We start from the raw sequence: 17698 nt of genomic DNA, 5'->3' as shown, positions 1-17698 counted from the left end.
AATCCACCCCGAAGGGCTTCATCGTTCGACTTGCATGTGTTAAGCACGCCGCCAGCGTTCGTCCTGAGCCAGGATCAAACTCTCCGTGAATGTTTACTCGGCCAGAAAATTAATTCAGCCGGTTGAACACCACGAGAGCGGTGCGAGAGGAGGAATAGTCCCCTCGCACACAGCGTCCTCGCTGTGTTATTTCAAAGGAACCTCGACCATCGGAGTATTTCCGACGGACGGGGTATCAACATATCTGGCGTTGACTTTTGGCACGCTGTTGAGTTCTCAAGGAACGGTCGCTTCCTTTGTACTCACCCTCTCGGGCTTTCCTCCGGGCGCTTCCCTTCGGTCTTGCGTTTCCGACTCTATCAGATCTTTTCTCGACCCGATTCCCTGTCGGCGGGAGTGTCTTGGGCCTTTGGGCTTTTCGCCCGTCGGCCTTTCGACATTCACTACGTTAGCCCATTCCCTCGGCGACTCATAATCGAGTCTCCCGACTTCGAATTCGGGCACGCGGGCGCGCCGAAATCGACCCCGTTGAGGGTGTGTAGCTGGGTAGTGGTTTGGCCGCTCCGGCTGCAGGCGATCGCCGTACCCGGTTCAGCGGCTCGGAAAACTTTACGCACCTGCCCAGGTCGCGTCAACTTGAGCGACGCCGCGGGACATGGGCCCGGTAGGGGCTCACGGTCGGGTCGCCGGCCACCCAGAAGCGCCAGGGATGGACGTCGCCGTTCCCTCCCTCTCCGGAGACTCCGGTGCGCGGACCGTTCCGTACCTGGTCGGAGGCGATGGGGGTGCCGGTCAGCATCCGCAGCGGGGTCTCGCCGGGGGCGCACGCGTCGGTGCCGTCCAGCGCGCGGTCGACCTCCAGGGCGGTGGCGAGACGGGCCGGACCCTTGGCCAGTTCCTTGTCATCGCGGGCCGAAAGTCGACGTTTGCGAGCCAGTTCCGCGCCCTCGACGACCTCGCCGGCGCGGAGCAGGACGGCGCTCGCCCTCCCCTCGGGTCCGCAGACGAGGTTCATGCAGTGCCACATGCCATAGGTGAAGTAGACGTACACGTGTCCGGGCGGTCCGAACATCACCTCGTTGCGGGCGGTGCGACCGCGGTAGGCGTGTGAGCCGGGGTCGTTCGGGCCGTCGTACGCCTCGACCTCTGTCAGGCGGAGGGCGATCGGGCCGTCCGGTGTCGTACGGACCAGGATGCGGCCGAGCAGATCGGGGGCGACCTCGAGAACGGGCCGGTCGAAGAACTCGCGGGGCAGTGGCGTACGGTCCGGGGGCGCGATCATGCCCTCCGAGAGTAGTCCAGCCGGGTGGGTGCCACGGCGGAACCGGTCGGGGCAGGATCGCGTTTGTACGGGTCGAGGGTCCATTCGTAAAGGGAGAGTCATGGCGTTCAAGAAGCTGCTCGCGAGCCTCGGGGCCGGCGGGGCCTCCGTCGAGACCGTGCTGACCGAGGTCAACGTCGTACCCGGTGGCGTCGTGCAGGGTGAGGTGCGGATCCAGGGCGGGTCCGTGAACCAGGAGATCGAGGGTCTGTCCGTGGGCCTGCAGGCCCGGGTCGAGGTGGAGAGCGGCGACGAGGAGTACAAGCAGAACATCGAGTTCACCAAGGTGCGGCTCGGTGGTGCCTTCGAGCTGCAGGCCGGGGCCGTGCACGCGGTGCCGTTCGGGCTGGAGATCCCCTGGGAGACGCCGGTCACGATGATCGACGGCCAGGCGCTGCGCGGCATGCACATCGGTGTGACCACCGAGCTGGCGATCGCCCGTGCGGTGGACTCCGGTGACCTGGACCCGATCAACGTGCACCCGCTTCCGGCGCAGCAGGCCATCCTGGACGCCTTCATCCAGCTGGGCTTCCGCTTCAAGAACGCGGACATGGAGCGCGGCCACATCCGGGGCACCCGGCAGCGGCTGCCGTTCTACCAGGAGATCGAGTTCTACCCGCCGTCGCAGTACCGGGGCCTGAACCAGGTCGAGGTGAGCTTCGTGGCCGACGAGCACACCATGGACGTCGTCCTGGAGATGGACAAGAAGCCGGGTCTGTTCAGCGAGGGCTCGGACACCTTCCGCTCCTTCCAGGTGGGTCTGAACGACTTCCACGGGACCGACTGGGCGGCTTACCTCAACCAGTGGCTGTCCGAGGTCGGCAGCAAGCGCAACTGGTTCTAGGCTCGGACCCACTGAACGGAATCGATCAGGAGGTACCGAGGTGACCGAGCTCAAGAGGCGGCCGCTCCCCCACGACTTCCACCCGCCCGTGCCGTCGTTCACGGTGACGAGCGAGGACATCGAGGAGGGCGCGACGCTGAAGAGCGCCCAGGTCTACGCGGAGGGCAACACCTCGCCGCAACTGCGGTGGGAGGGCTTCCCCGCGGAGACCAAGAGCTTCGCCGTGACCTGTTACGACCCCGACGCGCCGACCGGCAGCGGGTTCTGGCACTGGGTCGTGTTCGACATTCCGGCCTCCGTGACGGAGCTGCCGGCGGGTGCGGGCAGCGGCAAGTTCGAGGGGCTGCCCCAGGGTGCCGTACAGGCGCGCAACGACTACGGGTCGAAGGACTTCGGCGGTGCCGCTCCGCCACCCGGGGACGGTCCGCACCGGTACGTCTTCACGGTGTACGCGGTGGACCAGGAGAAACTCGGTCCGGACGCGGATGCCTCTCCGGCCGTCGTCGGCTTCAACCTGCGGTTCCACGCGCTTGCGCGTGCGCATCTCATCGGGGAGTACGAGAACCCCGCGCAGGGCTGACACGGCGCCCTGATTCAGCCGAGCGTTCACGGAACGTTTGCCCGCCCCCGGTCTTGGAAGTGATCGGGGGCGGGCATTTTTTATTGCGTTGTCCATCTCGGCGCGCCCGTAGAGAGTTGATCCAAGCCCGCCGTGGAGTGGGCAGGTGCGCACGGGAGGTGGGCTGGATGCGTGACACGTTGGTCCTGAACGCGAGCTTCGAACCGCTGTCGACGGTGACCCTGAACCGAGCCGTCGTGCTGGTGCTCCAGGACAAGGCCGTGGTCGAACAGGCCCATCCCGAGCTGCGTATGCGCGGTGCGGATGTGGACATACCCGCGCCCCGGGTGATCAGGCTGTGCAGGTACGTACGGGTGCCCTTCCGAAGACAAGCTCCATGGTCGAGGCGGGGTGTGCTGGTCAGGGACCGGCACCGGTGCGCGTACTGCGGGCACAGGGCCACGACCGTGGACCATGTGCTGCCGCGGTCGCAGGGTGGGCAGGACACGTGGCTGAACACGGTCGCCGCGTGTGCGGAGGACAATCACCGGAAGGCCAACCGGACTCCTGAGGAGGCCGGTATGGCCCTGTTGCGGGAGCCGTTCGAGCCGACGCCGGCGGATGCGATGCTGTTGGCTTTGGGCCAGGAGGACTTGGCCGCGCTTCCCGAGTGGCTGGCTCGGGAGGCGGCCTGATCGACAGCGAAGCCCCGCGCCCTTCTGGGGCGCGGGGCTTCGCTGTCGAGTGCTGTCAGTCGATCGACGGCTTTTCGCGGCGCTCCGTGCCGCCGCCGTTGTTGCCCTGGCCCGACGTGCCGTTGTTGCCGCCGCCCAGCGGGCCGAAGTTGCCCATCGCGCCGGAGAGGCCCTTGAGGGCGTCACCGATTTCGCTGGGGACGATCCAGAGCTTGTTGGCGTCGCCCTCGGCGATCTTCGGGAGCATCTGGAGGTACTGGTAGGAGAGGAGCTTCTGGTCGGGGTCGCCGGCGTGGATGGCTTCGAAGACCGTACGGACGGCCTGGGCTTCGCCCTCGGCGCGCAGGGCCGCGGCCTTGGCCTCACCTTCGGCGCGCAGGATCTGGGACTGCTTCTCGCCTTCGGCGGTGAGGATGGCGGCCTGGCGCGTACCTTCGGCGGTGAGGATCGCGGCCCGCTTGTCACGGTCGGCGCGCATCTGCTTCTCCATCGAGTCCTGGATGGAGGTCGGGGGTTCGATGGCCTTGAGCTCGACACGGTTGACGCGGATGCCCCACTTGCCGGTGGCCTCGTCGAGGACGCCGCGCAGGGCCGCGTTGATCTCCTCGCGGGAGGTCAGCGTGCGCTCGAGGTCCATGCCGCCGATGATGTTGCGGAGCGTGGTGACCGTCAGCTGCTCGATCGCCTGGATGTAGCTGGCGACTTCGTAGGTGGCGGCGCGTGCGTCGGTCACCTGGTAGTAGATGACGGTGTCGATGTTGACGACCAGGTTGTCCTGGGTGATCACCGGCTGGGGCGGGAACGGTACGACCTGTTCGCGCAGGTCGATGCGGTTGCGGATGGTGTCGATGAAGGGGACCACGATGTTGAGGCCCGCGTTGAGCGTCCGCGTGTAGCGGCCGAACCGCTCGACGATGGCGGCGCTGGCCTGTGGGATGACCTGGATGGTCTTGATCAGGGCGATGAAGACCAACACCACCAGAATGATCAGGACGATGATGACCGGTTCCATCGTGTTCCCCGTACCCCTCTCCGCCTCGGCACCTTCGGCAGATCTTATGGTTGTTGAAGATCTTGCTGGTCGAGTCTGACAGAACGGCGCACAACTCGTGGGCCGGATGCCTCAGATGACGATGGCCGTGGCCCCTTCGATGTCCACGACGTCCACTTCCTGGCCGACTTCGTAGGCGCGGCCGGTGTCGAGGGAGCGGGCCGACCAGACCTCCCCGGCGAGTTTGATGCGTCCGCCGGATCCGTCGACGCGTTCCAGGACGACGGCCTGTCTGCCCTTCAACGCCTCGACGCCGGTGGCGAGTCGGGGACGTTGCCGGTCGTGCCGGGCCGCGATGGGGCGGACGACGGCGATGAGGGCGACCGAGACGACGACGAAGGTGAGGATCTGGATCACTGCGTGGAAGCCGAGGCCGGCGACGACCGCGGCCGCCACGGCGCCCACCGCGAGCATGCCGAACTCCGGCATCGCGGTGACCACCAGCGGGATTCCGAGCGCCGCCGCGCCGACGAGCCACCACACCCATGCGTCGATGTCGTCCACGGGGTCATCGTAGGACCGCCGGTCGGGCGGCCGACAGGGCGCGAACGGGAGCGGGACGGCGTCAGAAGCCGAACGCCGTCAGGAGCCGGAGGGCATCAGGTGCCGGACGGCGGCAGGTGTCGGAGAGCGGCAGAAGCCGGAGGGCGTCAGGACAGGGGCAGGCCGTGGGCGGTCCAGCGCTCGCCGACCTGCTCGACGACGAGCGGGAGGCCGAAGCAGCGGGACAGGTTGCGGGAGGTGAGCTCCAGCTCGATCGGGCCGGCGGTCAGGACCTTGCCCTGGCGGATCATGAGGACGTGGGTGAAGCCGGGGGCGATCTCCTCGACGTGGTGGGTGACCATGATCATCGAGGGGGCGATGGGGTCGCGGGCGAGCCGGCCGAGGCGGCGGACCAGGTCCTCGCGGCCGCCGAGGTCGAGGCCCGCGGCGGGCTCGTCGAGCAGGAGCAGCTCGGGGTCGGTCATCAGGGCGCGGGCGATGAGGGTGCGCTTGCGCTCGCCCTCGGAGAGGGTGCCGAACTTCCGGTCCAGGTAGTCGCTCATGCCGAGGCGGTCGAGGAAGGCGCGGGCGCGCTGCTCGTCGACCTCGTCGTACTCCTCGTGCCAGCCGGCGGTCATGCCGTAGGCGGCGGTGAGGACGGTCTGCAGGACGGTCTGGCTCTTGGGGAGCTTCTCGGCCATGGCGATGCCGGCCACGCCGATGCGCGGGCGCAGCTCGAAGACGTCGATCTTGCCGAGGGTGTCGCCGAGGATGGTGGCGGTGCCCTTGCTGGGGAAGAGGTAGCTGGAGGCGACGTTCAGGAGGGTGGTCTTGCCGGCGCCGTTGGGGCCGAGGATGACCCAGCGCTCGCCCTCCTTCACCGACCAGGAGACCTGGTCCACGAGAGCCCGGCCCTCGCGGACCACGGATACGTCCTGAAGTTCCAGAACATCGCTCATGAGCGCGTTGTCTCCCCTTGCAGAGTGCCGGTGTCGGCTGTCGCGTACGCCTGTGGGTCGGTCAGCCGCGCCGGTGGGCGGGGCCCCTCATGAAATCTACGCCACGCGTGCGCCGCTCCATTCCCTCGGTCCGGTCCTTAGGGTGGGGGCATGCTCTCGGAACCGCGTTCAGGACGCCTCGCCGCTTGGGGAAATGCCCTTTTGGCCGGACTTGTCTCGCCGGACGACGCCGCGCTCGCCATCGTGGGCGAGGACACGGTGCACCGGGTGGAGGGGCTGCCGGGTGAATCGGCGCCGGTCGGACTCACGCTCGCGCTGGGGCGGCTGCGGGCGCTGGGGGTGACCGGTCTGCGGGTGGCGCTTCCCGCGCCGGGGCATCCGCTGGGGCTGAGCGGTCCGCCGGAGTTCAACGCGCGGGCGCTGGAGGCCGAGGAGGCGGTGGTCTGCTTCGGTGCCGCGTTCGGTCTGGTGCCGGAGGTGTACGAGGCCGGGCCCGCCGGTGATGTGCATGCCGAGGTGGTCTGGCACGTGCTGCCGGTGCGGGAGGCGCCGCCCGCCGACGTTCCCTCGCTGGGCGAGGCGGAGCGGGAGCTGGCGGAGGCCCTGCGGGATGCGACCGAGGTGCTGGCGAAGCTGGACGTCGCCGGGTCGGGTCCGGTGGCGGAGGCGGCGATCGACGCGTACCGGGCGCGGGCCGAGCGGGGGCGGGAGGTGCTGGCGCCGGGGTATCCGCCGCGTGCGGTGCGGGTGCTGGAGCTGGCGCAGCGGGTCGGGCTGCTGGTGTCCCTGGCGCACGGCAACGGGCACGGCGGTGCGGTCACCTCCGCCGAGATCGCAGCGCGGTCCGAGGCGCTGCGGCCGGTCGAGCGGACGGCTCGGCGGGCGCAGGTGGCGGCGTACAACTCGATCGTGGAGGAGCGGGAGCGGGGGGCGCGCTGAGCGTCGGCACCTCGGTCCCGGTGTTGCCGGGGGTGTGCCTGGGGCATGCCGGGGGGCCTGGGGGCTGCCTGCCCCCAGGCCCCCGCTGCGGCCCTGGACGGGCCTCGCTCTCAGCGGCCTCAGCCGTTGGCGCCGGCGTTGCCGAGCGCCGGGTTCAGGGCGCCGATGACGTTCACGCTGTTGCCGACCGCGTTCACCGGTACGTGCACCGGGACCTGGACGACGTTGCCCGAGATGACACCCGGGGAGTACGCGGCCCCGCCGATGGCGCCCGTGTCGGCGACGGCGACGCCGGCGCATGCGCCCGCTGCGATACCCGCGACGGTCACCGCGAAGGCGACCTTCCTGACGATGTTCATGGGACGGATTCCTCCTGCGTGTGCGTGTTCGACCCGGGGGGGGGATGGGTCGTGTGCTGATCAACGCCGGATTGATCCGAGGGGTGCGGGGGCCCAGGGCCGAGCGCCCGTTCAGGCCAGTGGGATGACAAGCCGACAGGCCTCCCGGTGGATCCGGGAGGCCTGAGATCGTGGCCGGCCGAGGCTCAGTGGTTGAGGCCGAGGTTGCCGAACGCCGGGTTGAGCACGCCGATGACGCTCACGCTGTTGCCGACCGCGTTCACCGGGACGTGCACCGGGGCCTGGATGACGTTGCCCGAGACGACACCGGGCGAGTGCTTGGCCTCACCGCCGGCCCAGGAGCCGTTGGTGGCGGAGGCCATCCCCGCGCCGGCGGCCACCAGGCCACCGGCCACCATCGTCACGGCCGCTGCCTTCTTCAGGTTCTTCACTGTCCAACCCCTCCTTGGTGGTCACCGCGGCGATCGCCGCGGCACGCACTGAAGAACGGCGGAGATCGCCGCGGGATGCGCCATCCGGGTGACATTCCCACGACGGTATGAATCTCAGTCCGGAGCGGAACGTTCCGAGTTGCCGTCGGTGAGGCGTGGAGGAAGGGATTCGGTAAGGCGTTTCAGCTGGTCACGCCGTGGCGTACGGCCCACAGCGCGGCCTGGGTGCGGTCGGCGAGGTCCAGTTTCATCAGGATGTTGGAGACGTGCGTCTTGACGGTCTTCTCGGACAGTACGAGCGCGCGGGCGATTTCCCGGTTGGAGCGGCCGTCGGCTATCAGGCCGAGCACCTCGCGCTCGCGGTCGGTGAGCGAACCTCCCCTCCCCTGGCCCGAGTTGGCCTCCTCCTGGGAGAGCAGGGCGCCGGCCACCTCGGGCTGCAGCAGGATGTGCCCGGCGTGCACGGAGCGGATGGCGGCGGCCAGCGCGTCGGGGTCCACGTCCTTGTAGACGTACCCGGCGGCGCCCGCGCGCAGGGCCGGGACGACCGTGCGCTGCTCGGTGAAGCTGGTGACGATCAGCACGCGCGCGGGGTTGCCGAGTTCGCGGAGCTTGCGCAGGGCGTCGATGCCGTCCATGCCCGGCATCCTGACGTCCATGAGGACGACGTCGGGCCGCAGTTCCTCGGCGCGGTCGACCCCTTCGGCACCGTCCGCGGCCTCGCCGACGACCTCGATGTCGTCCTGCACCTCCAGGAAGGTGCACAGGCCCCGGCGGACGACCTGATGGTCGTCGACGAGCAGCACCTTGATTGCGTCAGCCACCGGGGACCTCCATCTCGATCGTGGTGCCCTTGCCGGGCGCCGATTCCACGGTCAGCGTGCCGCCGACCCCGCTCGCCCGGTCCCGCATCGAGACCAGGCCGAGGTGGCGTCCGGCACGGCGGACCGCGTGGGGGTCGAAGCCGCTGCCGTCGTCGGTGACGCGCAGAACCGCTCCGCCGCCGCGCCGGTCGACGGTCACGTCGACGTGCTCGGCGCCGGAGTGGCGCAGGGCGTTGTGCAGGGCTTCCTGGGCGACCCGCAGCAGGGCCTCCTCCTGGGCCGCGGGCAGGGCGCGGAAGCCGGAGCTGGCGAACGTCACGCGCGCGTCGTGGGCGCGGTCGAGGACCTGGGTCTGGGTGCGCAGGGTGGTGATCAGGCCGTCCTCGTCGAGGGCGGCGGGGCGCAGCTCCACGACGGCGGCGCGCAGTTCGTCGACGGCCTCGGCGGCGAGCGCGGCCACCTGGTGCAGTTCGCCCTTGGCGCGGGCGGGGTCGCGGTCGACGAGCGCGGCGGCGGCCTGGGCGGTCAGGCGCAGGGAGAAGAGCTTCTGGCTGACCGCGTCGTGCAGTTCGTGGGCGAGGCGGGAGCGTTCCTCGGCGATGGTCAGCTCGCGGCTGCGTTCATAGAGGCGGGCGTTGGTGAGGGCGATGGCGGCGTGCTGGGCGAGGATGGAGAGCAGTTCCTCGTCCTCCTCGGTGAAGCCGCAACTGCCTTCCGGCTTAGGACACGGGGGGTGTGGGGGGTTTCCCCCCACAGGACGCAGCTTGTTGGCGAGGAACAGGGCACCGATGACCTCGTCACCGTCCCTGATCGGCAGGCCCAGGAAGTCGGACATCTCGGGGTGGGCGGCCGGCCAGCCCTCGAAGCGGGGGTCCTTGCGCACGTCGCCGAGGCGCTCGGGCCGGGCCTCGTGCAGCATCGCGGCGAGGATGCCGTGCTGGCGGGGCAGTGGGCCGATGGCCTTCCACTGGGCGTCGCTGACGCCGTCGACGACGAACTGGGCGAAGCCGCCGTGGTCGTCGGGGACGCCGAGGGCGGCGTACTGGGCGTCGAGCAGCTCGCGGGCCGAGGCGACGATCGTCTTGAGGACGTCGCGCACCTCGAGTTGCCTGCTCATGGCCAGCAGCGCGGAACTCACCGCGGCGAGGCCGGACCGGGGGCCGTGACTCATGTCCTCACCGTACCGGCGGGGTGTGACAGCGCGGATCGGACCTGTGGCGGCCCGCGCCGGGCCGGTGGACCTAGGTCGGGCGGGGTAGGCCCGGCGGCCCCCGGCGGGCGGGCTAGGTCCGCGGGACCGGGACGGGTGGCGTACGCCGAAGGGCCCCGCCGTTCTGCGGCTCGCGTCCGAGGCGGCGCGGGGGCCGCCGTTCCTACGTTGTGGTCACCGCCCGCCGGGGCGGCAGGTGACGAGGGGACGGATGTCATGCCGGTAGCGATCATCACGGGGGCCTCCAAGGGTCTGGGGCGGGCGCTCGCCGAGGCGCTGGCCGCGCGGGGCTGGGATCTGGTGCTCGACGCCCGGGGCGCGGGGCCTCTCGAGGAGGCCGCGGAGGCGGTCGCCGGGCACAGCACGCGGGTCACGGCGCTGCCCGGTGATGTGACGGACGCGGGGCACCGGGCCGGGCTGGTGACCGCCGCGCGGCAGCTCGGCGGGGTCGACCTGGTGGTGAGCAACGCGAGCGCGCTGGGCGCGGAGCCGCTGGTGCGGCTCGCGGAGCTGCCCCTGGAGGGGCTGCGGCGGGCGCTGGAGGTGAACGTGGTGGCGGCGCTGGGCCTGGTCCAGGAGGCGCTGCCGCTGCTGCGGGAGTCGCCGGCGGGCGCGGTGATCGCGGTCAGCTCGGACGCGGCGGCGGAGGCGTACGAGACGTGGGGCGGCTACGGCGCCTCGAAGGCGGCCCTGGACCAGCTGGCCGCGGTGCTCGGCGCCGAGGAGCCGGGGCTGCGGGTGTGGGCGGTGGACCCCGGGGACATGGCGACGGACCTGTACGCGGCCGCCGTACCGGACGACGATGATCCGCGTCCGGAGCCCGCCGGTGTCGTACCGGCGTTCCTGCGGCTGCTGGACGAGCGGCCGGCCGGCGGGCGGTATGCGGCTCCGTCGCTGGTGGAGGGGCGATGACCGGGTGCGATCCGGTCGCTTCCGGGGCCCCGTCGGCCGTGGCGGTGAAGGTGCCTGAGGAGCTGTCCGCGCGGGTGCCGGCCGAGCAGCGGGGTCCGGGCCTGGACCGGGATGCCGTACGCCTGCTGGTGTCGCGCGGCACCGAGGTGTCGCACCACGCGTTCGCGGAGCTGCCGCGGCTGCTGCGGGCCGGGGACCTGCTGGTGGTGAACACCTCGCCCACGCTGGCCGCCGCGGTGGACGGGCGGATCGGGCACGCGCGCGTGGTGGTGCACTTCTCCACGCGCGGCGACGACGGGCGCTGGGCGGTCGAGCTGCGGGATCCGGACGGACGGGGTACTACGCGCGCGCGTGCGGCCGGGCCCGCGGGTACAGAGGTGTCGTTGCCCGGTGGGGCGCGGGCGGTCCTGGAGGAGCCGCTGAGCGGGCGCGGTGAGCGGCTGTGGTGGGCACGGGTGTCGGGTACGGACGTCCTCGGGCTGCTGCGGGAGCACGGGCGGCCCATTCGCTACTCCTATACGGAGCGGGATCAGCCCCTGTCGGCGTACCAGACGGTGTTCGCGCTGCCCTCGCCGGACGGGCAGGGCAGCGCGGAGATGCCGAGTGCGGCGCGGCCCTTCACCGCGCGGCTGGTGGCGGAGCTGGTGAGCCGGGGAGTGGGGTTCGCGCCGATCACCCTGCACACGGGGGTGGCGTCGGCGGAGGCGCATGAGCCGCCGTATCCGGAGCGGTTCGCGGTGCCGGAGCCGTCGGCCCGGTTGATCAACGCGGTGAAGGCCGGGGACGGCCGGGTGATCGCGGTGGGGACTACGGCGGTGCGGGCCGTGGAGTCGGCCGCCGGGCCGGACGGGGTGGTGCGGGCGGCCGCGGGGTGGACGGATCTGGTGGTGACGGCCGAGCGCGGGGTGCGGGTGGTCGACGGGCTGCTGACCGGGCTGCACGAGCCGGAGGCCTCGCATCTGCTGATGCTGGAGGCGGTGGCGGGGCGGGCCGCGGTCGGGCGCGGCTACGAGGAGGCGCTGCGCGGGCTCTACCTGTGGCACGAGTTCGGGGACGTCCACCTCCTCCTGCCGGAGGAGAGGCCTCACGCAGAGCGTTGCAACGGCAACTCCTGGTGAGAACGTCCCCATTTGCCTGTGAGCCCGCACATAGGGCGCACATCACGTACGAACGGACATAGGAGATAAAGCATCCGGGGTGAACGGGACAGATGGTCCACTCTGTCCCGTTTTGCCCTTCCCTGATCCACTATCGGGGATCGTACGTCACACCTTTGCCAGGGCATTTTGCGGCCGCTAAGAATTGCATCCGTCGCTCAGCGCCGTGGGTCCCCCCGCGGCGTTCGTGCGGGAGGCGAGATTCCCCCGGCGGACGCAGGAGCGACCTCCGCGCTATCGAAGAGGTCCATCAGCCATGCCCAAGAAGATCCTCAACCGTCGCTATAGCCGTGCGCTGACCAAGCAGCACAAGGTCGCGATCGCCGGTGTGTGCGCCCTCGGCGCCGCCGCCGTCGCCCTCACGGCCGTCCCCAGCAACGCCGAGACCGTCACGACCGGTGCCCCGGCCGCCGCGGCCCCCGCTGCGTACGACAGCGCCACGGTCAAGGAGATCAAGGGCACGGTCACCGACCAGCTCGCCGGCCAGACCGTCAAGCTCGACGCCATCGCGGCGAAGAACAAGGCCCAGGTCGACGCCGCCAAGCAGGCCGCGGCCAAGCAGGCCGCCGACCAGGCCGCCGCCGCCAAGCAGGCCGCGGCCAAGAAGGCCGCCGTCCAGGCCGCCGTCAAGAAGGCCGCCCAGGACCGCGCCGCCAAGGAGGCCGCGAGCCGTTCCGCGCAGCGCCCCCAGGTGCAGCTGGTCGCCGCGAAGACCTACGCGAACAACCTCGACGGCTGGATCCGCCAGGCCCTGGACATCATGAAGGCCAAGGGCATCCCGGGCTCCTACCACGGCCTGCACAAGAACATCATGCGTGAGTCCTCGGGCAACCCGATGGCCATCAACGACTGGGACATCAACGCGATCAACGGCATCCCGTCGAAGGGTCTGCTGCAGGTCATCCCGCCGACCTTCAAGGCCTACCACGTCCCCGGCACGTCGTGGAACATCTACGACCCGGTCGCCAACATCACCGCCGCCGCCAACTACGCGGCCGACCGGTACGGCTCCATCGACAACGTCAACAGCGCCTACTGAGGCCTGCGCGGACCTCTCCCAGACGCGGAAGGGCGGCACCCCATGAGGGGTGCCGCCCTTCGTCGTACGACCTGCGCGCCCGGCCTGCTCGATGCGGCGCGCGTACGACCCCGTGCGTACGGACGCGGTTACTTCCGCATGACCTCCGGCTCGTGCCGGCGCAGGAAGCGGGCGACGAAGAAGCCGCAGACCACGCCGAGGGCGATCAGCGCGACCATGTTCAGGCCCCAGGCCGAGGCCGTGTGGTCCCACAGCGGGTCCGTGCTGCCCGGGTCGTCGGTGTTCGGCGCGATGTTGTTGAAGTCCAGCGTGGCTCCCGCGGCGGCCACCGCCCAGCGCGACGGCATCAGGTACGAGAACTCGTTCACACCGAGCGTGCCGTGCAGGGTGAAGAGGCAGCCGGTGAACACGACCTGGATGATCGCGAACATCACCAGCAGCGGCATGGTCTTCTCGGCGGTCTTCACCAGCGAGGAGATCACCAGGCCGAACATCATCGAGGTGAAGCCGAGCGCCATGACCGGCAGGCACAGCTCGAACAGCGTCGAGCCGCCGAGGACGACCCCCTCGTCGGGGATCTCACGGCTGGAGAAGCCGATCAGGCCGACCATCAGGCCCTGGAGCACGGTGACCGTGCCGAGGACGACCACCTTCGACATCAGGTAGGCCGACCGGGACAGACCGGTCGCGCGCTCCCGCTCGTAGATGACCCGTTCCTTGATCAGCTCACGGACCGAGTTCGCGGCGCCCGCGAAGCACGCTCCGACCGCGAGGATCAGCAGCACGGTGGTGGCCGTGCCGTTCGGGACGTGCTGGCCGGTGGCCTTGTTGATCGCCTCGTTGACCAGCAGGCCCCGGTTGTGGTCGATCAGGAGGCTGACCGCGCCGAGGACCGCGGGCAGGATCACCGTCAGCGCCAGGAAGCCCTTGTCGGAGCCGATGACCGCCACGTACCGCCGGATGAGGGTCATCAGCTGCGAGCCCCAGCTCTGCGGCTTGGGCGGCCGGATGGCCTGGGGCGGAGGCATGTGTACGGACTGCGGGGCGACCGCGTCGATGTCGGCGGCGTACATCTGGTAGTGCTGCGAGCCCTTCCAGCGGCCCGCCCAGTCGTAGTCGCGGTAGTTCTCGAAGGCGGAGAAGACATCGGCCCAGGTGTCGTAGCCGAAGAAGTTCAGGGCCTCCTCCGGCGGCCCGAAGTAGGCGACGGCACCGCCCGGCGCCATCACCAGCAGCTTGTCGCACAGCGCCAGCTCGGCCACGGAGTGGGTGACCACCAGGACCGTACGGCCGTCGTCGGCGAGCCCGCGCAGCAGCTGCATGACGTCACGGTCCATGCCCGGGTCGAGGCCGGAGGTGGGCTCGTCCAGGAAGATCAGCGACGGCTTGGTGAGCAGCTCCAGGGCCACCGAGACGCGCTTGCGCTGGCCACCGGAGAGGGAGGTGACCTTCTTGTCCTTGTGGATGTCGAGCTTGAGCTCGCGCAGCACCTCTTCGATGCGGGCGTCGCGCTCCTGCGCCGTGGTGTCGGCCGGGAAGCGCAGCTTGGCCGCGTACTTCAGGGCCTTCTTGACGGTCAGCTCCTTGTGCAGGATGTCGTCCTGCGGGACCAGACCGATGCGCTGGCGCAGCTCGGCGAACTGCTTGTACAGGTTCCGGTTGTCGTAGAGGACCTCGCCCTGGTTGGCGGGGCGGTAGCCCGTGAGCGCCTTCAGCAGGGTGGACTTGCCGGAACCGGACGGGCCGATGACCGCGATCAGGGACTTCTCCGGGACGCCGAAGGAGACGTCCTTCAGGATCTGCTTGCCGCCGTCGACCGTGACGGTCAGGTGGCGCGCGGAGAAGGAGACCTCACCGGTGTCGACGAACTCCTCGAGGCGGTCGCCGACGATACGGAAGGTGGAGTGGCCGACGCCGACGATGTCGTTCGGGCCGAGCAGCGCCGTACCGCCCTTGGCGATCGGCATACCGTTGACGTACGTGCCGTTGTGCGAACCGAGGTCGCGGATCTCGAAGCGGCCGTCGGGCGTCGAGTGGAACTCGGCGTGGTGCCGGGAGACCTGCAGGTCGGAGACGACCAGCTCGTTCTCCAGGGCACGACCGATGCGCATCACGCGGCCGATGGCGAACTGGTGGAACGTGGTCGGGCTGCGGTCGCCGTAGACCGGCGGTGCCCCCGCGCCGCCACCGGGCGTCTTCTGCGCGTACTGCTCGCCCGGACCGCCCTGCTGCTGCGGAAACGCCGGCGGCTGCTGCGCCTGCTGCCAGTCGGCCCCCGGGGCCTGCTGCGCGACGGCCTGGTGCGGCGCCTGCGGGGGCGCCTGCTGTGCCCAACCGGGGCCCGCGGCCTGCGCGGCGTACGGCGCCGCCTGCTGCTGGGGCTGCGCGGCCGCGGCACCGGAGAGGTTCACGCGCGGACCGTCGGTCGCGTTGCCGAGGTTCACCGCCGAACCGGGGCCGAGCTCCACCTGCTGGATCCGTTGGCCCTGCACGAAGGTGCCGTTGGTGCTGCCGTGGTCCTCGATGACCCAACTGCGGCCGTTGAAGCTGACCGTGGCGTGGCGCCAGGAAACCCTGGCGTCGTCGAAGACGATGTCACCCTGCGGATCGCGGCCGAGGGTGTAGGGCCTGGACGGGTCGAGCGTCCAGGTCCGTCCGTTTGATTCCAGTACGAGTTCCGGCACTCCATGCCCCATGATTTGTCCCCCGAGTTACCCCCATCACAGGGAGTCTAGGGATGTCGAACATCGTGGGGAACTATTTCAGGCTCGGCCCCGTGACCGAAAGTCGGGCCTTGTGAGGAGCGCCCGCGCGCGCTTCAACTCGCCCCGTTGACGGGGTTGAAACCGGGCCGGAGAGTGGTAATCCCCCGCGAGGGGGACGACAGCGGCCCGGTGCCGCGGCGCGGATCGGGGGGCGGCCATGAGATCTGCCACGGGTGTCGAGAGCACACGGCACGGCACATCGCTGCCGTGGGGGGACGTTTTGTTGTCGGCGGTCGCCGCCGTCAGTTGGGCGCTGATCGGGATGGCGGGCACGGCCGCGCTCGGTCTGCATCTGCTGGGGGCGGACGCGGCGGGCTCACTGGGCCCCATGACAGCGGCTGTTGTGGCTCTCGGGGCGGGTGGTTCGGTCTCGCCCTCGGGGGATGTGTCCGCCTTCGGGCTGAAGGGTGCCGAGGCGCACACCGCCATCGAGATCACGCCACTGGGCGTGAGCCTGGTCGGCGCCCTGCTGTTGTCGTGGTTCTTCCTACGGTCCTTGCGCGCGGCCGGAGTTGAGATCGCGCCCGCCGAACTCCTCGCGCGCGCGGGCTCGGTGGTCGTGCTGTTCGTGGCGATGCTGGGCGGACTGGCGTGGGCCGGGCACGACGTCATCACGATCGACGGCGGCTCGCTCGGCCTGGACAAGCTGCCCGGCGGGGGCGGCAAGGGCGGTGGCGGCCTCAAGATCCCCGGCATCGGCGACCTCGGGGACATCGGTGGCATCGGCGGGCTGCTGCCGGACCGGATCGGCGATCTGATCGACGCCAAGGCGGCGGTCGGCTTCACCGTGGACACCGCGTCCACCCTCCTCGGCGGCCTCGGCTGGTCCGCCGGAGTCCTGCTGATCGCGCTGCTCGCCTCCCGCCGCACCCCCCTGCCGCGCGGCTGGGACGCCGTGCACCGGGTGGTGCGGCCGGCCGTCTCGGCGCTGGTCACCGTCTTCCTGGTGACCGTCGCGGCCGGGCTCGCGGCGGCGGCGTACGCGGCGATCGGCGACGACCATCCCGGACGGGTCGCCGGTGCGGCCCTGCTCGGCACGCCGAACGGGGTGTGGCTCGGCATCCCGCTCGGCCTGTTCGTCCCCTGGGACGGCAAGGCCACCGGCGCGCTCGGCGCCCTGCTGCCCGACCCGCTCGACCGGTTCCTCGGCACCGGCTCCGGCCGGCCGGTCACCCTGACCCGGCTGGCCGACCTGGACGGGCGGGTGTGGCTGCTGGCGGTGGCGGCGGCGCTGACGATGCTGCTGGCCGGGGTGCTCACGGCGGTACGGACACCGGTCACCGGATCCGCCGGCGCCCTGGGCTTCGCCGGCCGCTGCGCCCTGCGGCTCGGTGTCGCGACGGCACTGGCGCTGCCCTTACTCGCCTGGCTGACGGACGTCTCGGTGGACGCCTCGCTGTCCGTGCTGGGCTTCGACGCCTTCGGCGCGGGCATCGAGCTGCACGGCCACCTCGGCATGGCCCTGCTGCTGGGGGCCGTGTGGGGCGCGGCCGCCGGGGCGGCGGGCGCGCTGCTCGCCCGGGCGACCGGGGCCGCGGGATCCCGGGTGGTGGGGCCGGGACGGGGCGCGGTGCCGGTGGGGGCGGCGGCGCGGGAGGGCGCGGGCGAGTCGTCCGGGTACTGGGACGAGGCCGGCCGTTCCGGGCAGGGCCATGGAGGTGCACGCGGTGGTGGGGATGGGCGCGGCGATGGGGGTGGGCCGTACGTGCCGAGCAGGCCGTACCGGCCGCCGAACCCCGACACGAACCCCTATCTCCGGGTGCCGGACGAGCTGCGCGAGGACCAGGAACCGGAGGACGCGCGGCCGCCCTCGGCCAGGGACGACGTGTACGGCGCCCCGACCATCGCCCGGCCCCTGGACTCCCCGCCGCCGTCGCCCCGGGGGCGCCCCGGCGAGCGCCCGCGTGAGCGCAAGCCGAACGCGTCGGACGAGGGTCCACCGCCGCCGCCCCCGCCACTGCCACCGCATCCGCCGGGAGGGCGGCCGAGGCGGTGAGGCCCGCGGCGGCACAAGCTGCGGGACGGCGGCACAGGCCGTAGGGCCTCTTGCGGTACCGGCCATGAGGGCGCTGCGGTCATCAGGGGGCGGGGGTGTTCCCGCGGCCCGGGAAGCGGGGGGCTGCACGTCAGGGCCGTCGCCGTGGCACAGT

At 70.9% G+C, this 17698-nt stretch carries 17 protein-coding genes and 1 rRNA gene; 8 read left to right on the top strand and 10 right to left on the bottom strand.

The window, feature by feature from the left end:
- Together ABZ865_RS05720 and ABZ865_RS05715 are read right to left on the bottom strand one after the other, a co-directional pair.
- A 16S ribosomal RNA gene (locus ABZ865_RS05720) occupies positions 1-90 on the bottom strand; the annotation flags it as partial.
- A gap of 541 nt (positions 91-631) precedes the next feature.
- Positions 632-1282 carry a DNA-3-methyladenine glycosylase gene (locus tag ABZ865_RS05715; protein WP_361224254.1) on the bottom strand — a complete coding sequence of 217 codons (651 nt, stop codon included), beginning with the start codon at positions 1280-1282 and terminating at the stop codon, positions 632-634.
- Between the two features lie 100 nt (positions 1283-1382).
- On the opposite strand from ABZ865_RS05715, the gene ABZ865_RS05710 reads away from it, so the two are divergent.
- From ABZ865_RS05710 to ABZ865_RS05700, 3 genes are all read left to right on the top strand, one after another.
- Positions 1383-2165 (top strand): sporulation protein, encoded by a 783-nt coding sequence (locus tag ABZ865_RS05710; protein WP_361224251.1) that lies wholly within the window; start codon positions 1383-1385, stop codon positions 2163-2165.
- 40 nt (positions 2166-2205) lie between these two features.
- On the top strand, positions 2206-2745 hold the full coding sequence (locus tag ABZ865_RS05705) for a YbhB/YbcL family Raf kinase inhibitor-like protein (protein WP_361224248.1): 540 nt from the start codon (positions 2206-2208) through the stop codon (positions 2743-2745).
- A gap of 167 nt (positions 2746-2912) precedes the next feature.
- The gene (locus ABZ865_RS05700; RefSeq protein ID WP_361224245.1) at positions 2913-3419 is read left to right on the top strand and encodes an HNH endonuclease; all 507 of its coding nucleotides are present in this window, start codon (positions 2913-2915) and stop codon (positions 3417-3419) included.
- Positions 3420-3474: 55 nt separating this feature from the next.
- Here ABZ865_RS05700 and ABZ865_RS05695 read toward each other — a convergent pair whose 3' ends face one another.
- From ABZ865_RS05695 to ABZ865_RS05685, 3 genes are all read right to left on the bottom strand, one after another.
- Positions 3475-4431 (bottom strand): SPFH domain-containing protein, encoded by a 957-nt coding sequence (locus tag ABZ865_RS05695; protein ID WP_361224241.1) that lies wholly within the window; start codon positions 4429-4431, stop codon positions 3475-3477.
- Between the two features lie 111 nt (positions 4432-4542).
- Positions 4543-4974, bottom strand: coding sequence for an NfeD family protein (locus ABZ865_RS05690; RefSeq protein ID WP_361224238.1), 432 nt, complete (start codon positions 4972-4974; stop codon positions 4543-4545).
- Between the two features lie 146 nt (positions 4975-5120).
- Positions 5121-5912, bottom strand: coding sequence for an ABC transporter ATP-binding protein (locus ABZ865_RS05685; RefSeq protein WP_361224235.1), 792 nt, complete (start codon positions 5910-5912; stop codon positions 5121-5123).
- Between the two features lie 150 nt (positions 5913-6062).
- Between ABZ865_RS05685 and ABZ865_RS05680 the strand changes: the two genes are divergently transcribed.
- Positions 6063-6851, top strand: a complete 789-nt coding sequence (locus ABZ865_RS05680) for a hypothetical protein (protein WP_361224233.1) — start codon at positions 6063-6065, stop codon at positions 6849-6851.
- A 119-nt stretch (positions 6852-6970) separates the two neighbouring features.
- Here the strand turns inward: ABZ865_RS05680 and ABZ865_RS05675 are convergent, their stop codons facing one another.
- From ABZ865_RS05675 to ABZ865_RS05660, 4 genes are all read right to left on the bottom strand, one after another.
- On the bottom strand, positions 6971-7210 hold the full coding sequence (locus ABZ865_RS05675) for a chaplin (protein ID WP_361224230.1): 240 nt from the start codon (positions 7208-7210) through the stop codon (positions 6971-6973).
- 185 nt (positions 7211-7395) lie between these two features.
- A complete protein-coding gene (locus ABZ865_RS05670) occupies positions 7396-7641 on the bottom strand; it encodes a chaplin (RefSeq protein WP_100825458.1) in 246 nt (81 codons plus the stop codon).
- A gap of 182 nt (positions 7642-7823) precedes the next feature.
- Positions 7824-8465, bottom strand: a complete 642-nt coding sequence (locus ABZ865_RS05665; RefSeq protein ID WP_361224226.1) for a response regulator transcription factor — start codon at positions 8463-8465, stop codon at positions 7824-7826.
- A complete protein-coding gene (locus ABZ865_RS05660; RefSeq protein ID WP_361224223.1) occupies positions 8458-9636 on the bottom strand; it encodes a GAF domain-containing sensor histidine kinase in 1179 nt (392 codons plus the stop codon). Before ABZ865_RS05660 ends, ABZ865_RS05665 begins: the two co-directional genes overlap by 8 nt.
- A 255-nt stretch (positions 9637-9891) precedes the next feature.
- Here ABZ865_RS05660 and ABZ865_RS05655 point away from each other — a divergent pair, with 255 nt between their 5' ends.
- The 3 genes from ABZ865_RS05655 (at position 9892) to ABZ865_RS05645 (ending at position 12783) form a co-directional block, all read left to right on the top strand.
- Positions 9892-10587: an SDR family NAD(P)-dependent oxidoreductase gene (locus ABZ865_RS05655; protein ID WP_361224220.1), complete on the top strand. Its 696-nt coding sequence runs from the start codon at positions 9892-9894 to the stop codon at positions 10585-10587.
- Positions 10584-11705 (top strand): S-adenosylmethionine:tRNA ribosyltransferase-isomerase, encoded by a 1122-nt coding sequence (locus ABZ865_RS05650; protein ID WP_361224217.1) that lies wholly within the window; start codon positions 10584-10586, stop codon positions 11703-11705. The genes ABZ865_RS05655 and ABZ865_RS05650 overlap by 4 nt, the downstream gene beginning before the upstream one ends.
- A gap of 295 nt (positions 11706-12000) precedes the next feature.
- Complete coding sequence (locus tag ABZ865_RS05645) at positions 12001-12783, top strand: transglycosylase SLT domain-containing protein (protein WP_361224214.1); 783 nt, start codon at positions 12001-12003, stop codon at positions 12781-12783.
- Between the two features lie 128 nt (positions 12784-12911).
- Here the strand turns inward: ABZ865_RS05645 and ABZ865_RS05640 are convergent, their stop codons facing one another.
- Complete coding sequence (locus tag ABZ865_RS05640) at positions 12912-15479, bottom strand: FHA domain-containing protein (RefSeq protein ID WP_361224211.1); 2568 nt, start codon at positions 15477-15479, stop codon at positions 12912-12914.
- 226 nt (positions 15480-15705) lie between these two features.
- On the opposite strand from ABZ865_RS05640, the gene ABZ865_RS05635 reads away from it, so the two are divergent.
- Positions 15706-17544, top strand: a complete 1839-nt coding sequence (locus ABZ865_RS05635) for a streptophobe family protein (protein WP_361224209.1) — start codon at positions 15706-15708, stop codon at positions 17542-17544.
- Positions 17545-17698: the final 154 nt, after the last annotated feature.

The organism is Streptomyces sp. NPDC047085 (genome assembly GCF_040643735.1).
Classification (GTDB): Bacteria; Actinomycetota; Actinomycetes; order Streptomycetales; family Streptomycetaceae; genus Streptomyces.
The sequence above is the reverse complement of the archived record's forward strand: the minus strand, read 5'-3'. Positions and strand labels throughout refer to the sequence as shown.

Coding starts and splice junctions, on each gene's coding strand:
- ABZ865_RS05715 (WP_361224254.1), bottom strand. CDS start 1,282: ATGATCGCGCCCCCGGACCGTACGCCACTGCCCCGCGAGTTCTTCGAC.
- ABZ865_RS05710 (WP_361224251.1), top strand. CDS start 1,383: ATGGCGTTCAAGAAGCTGCTCGCGAGCCTCGGGGCCGGCGGGGCCTCC.
- ABZ865_RS05700 (WP_361224245.1), top strand. CDS start 2,913: ATGCGTGACACGTTGGTCCTGAACGCGAGCTTCGAACCGCTGTCGACG.
- ABZ865_RS05695 (WP_361224241.1), bottom strand. CDS start 4,431: ATGGAACCGGTCATCATCGTCCTGATCATTCTGGTGGTGTTGGTCTTC.
- ABZ865_RS05685 (WP_361224235.1), bottom strand. CDS start 5,912: ATGAGCGATGTTCTGGAACTTCAGGACGTATCCGTGGTCCGCGAGGGC.
- ABZ865_RS05680 (WP_361224233.1), top strand. CDS start 6,063: ATGCTCTCGGAACCGCGTTCAGGACGCCTCGCCGCTTGGGGAAATGCC.
- ABZ865_RS05675 (WP_361224230.1), bottom strand. CDS start 7,210: ATGAACATCGTCAGGAAGGTCGCCTTCGCGGTGACCGTCGCGGGTATC.
- ABZ865_RS05660 (WP_361224223.1), bottom strand. CDS start 9,636: ATGAGTCACGGCCCCCGGTCCGGCCTCGCCGCGGTGAGTTCCGCGCTG.
- ABZ865_RS05655 (WP_361224220.1), top strand. CDS start 9,892: ATGCCGGTAGCGATCATCACGGGGGCCTCCAAGGGTCTGGGGCGGGCG.
- ABZ865_RS05650 (WP_361224217.1), top strand. CDS start 10,584: ATGACCGGGTGCGATCCGGTCGCTTCCGGGGCCCCGTCGGCCGTGGCG.
- ABZ865_RS05645 (WP_361224214.1), top strand. CDS start 12,001: ATGCCCAAGAAGATCCTCAACCGTCGCTATAGCCGTGCGCTGACCAAG.
- ABZ865_RS05640 (WP_361224211.1), bottom strand. CDS start 15,479: ATGGGGCATGGAGTGCCGGAACTCGTACTGGAATCAAACGGACGGACC.
- ABZ865_RS05635 (WP_361224209.1), top strand. CDS start 15,706: ATGAGATCTGCCACGGGTGTCGAGAGCACACGGCACGGCACATCGCTG.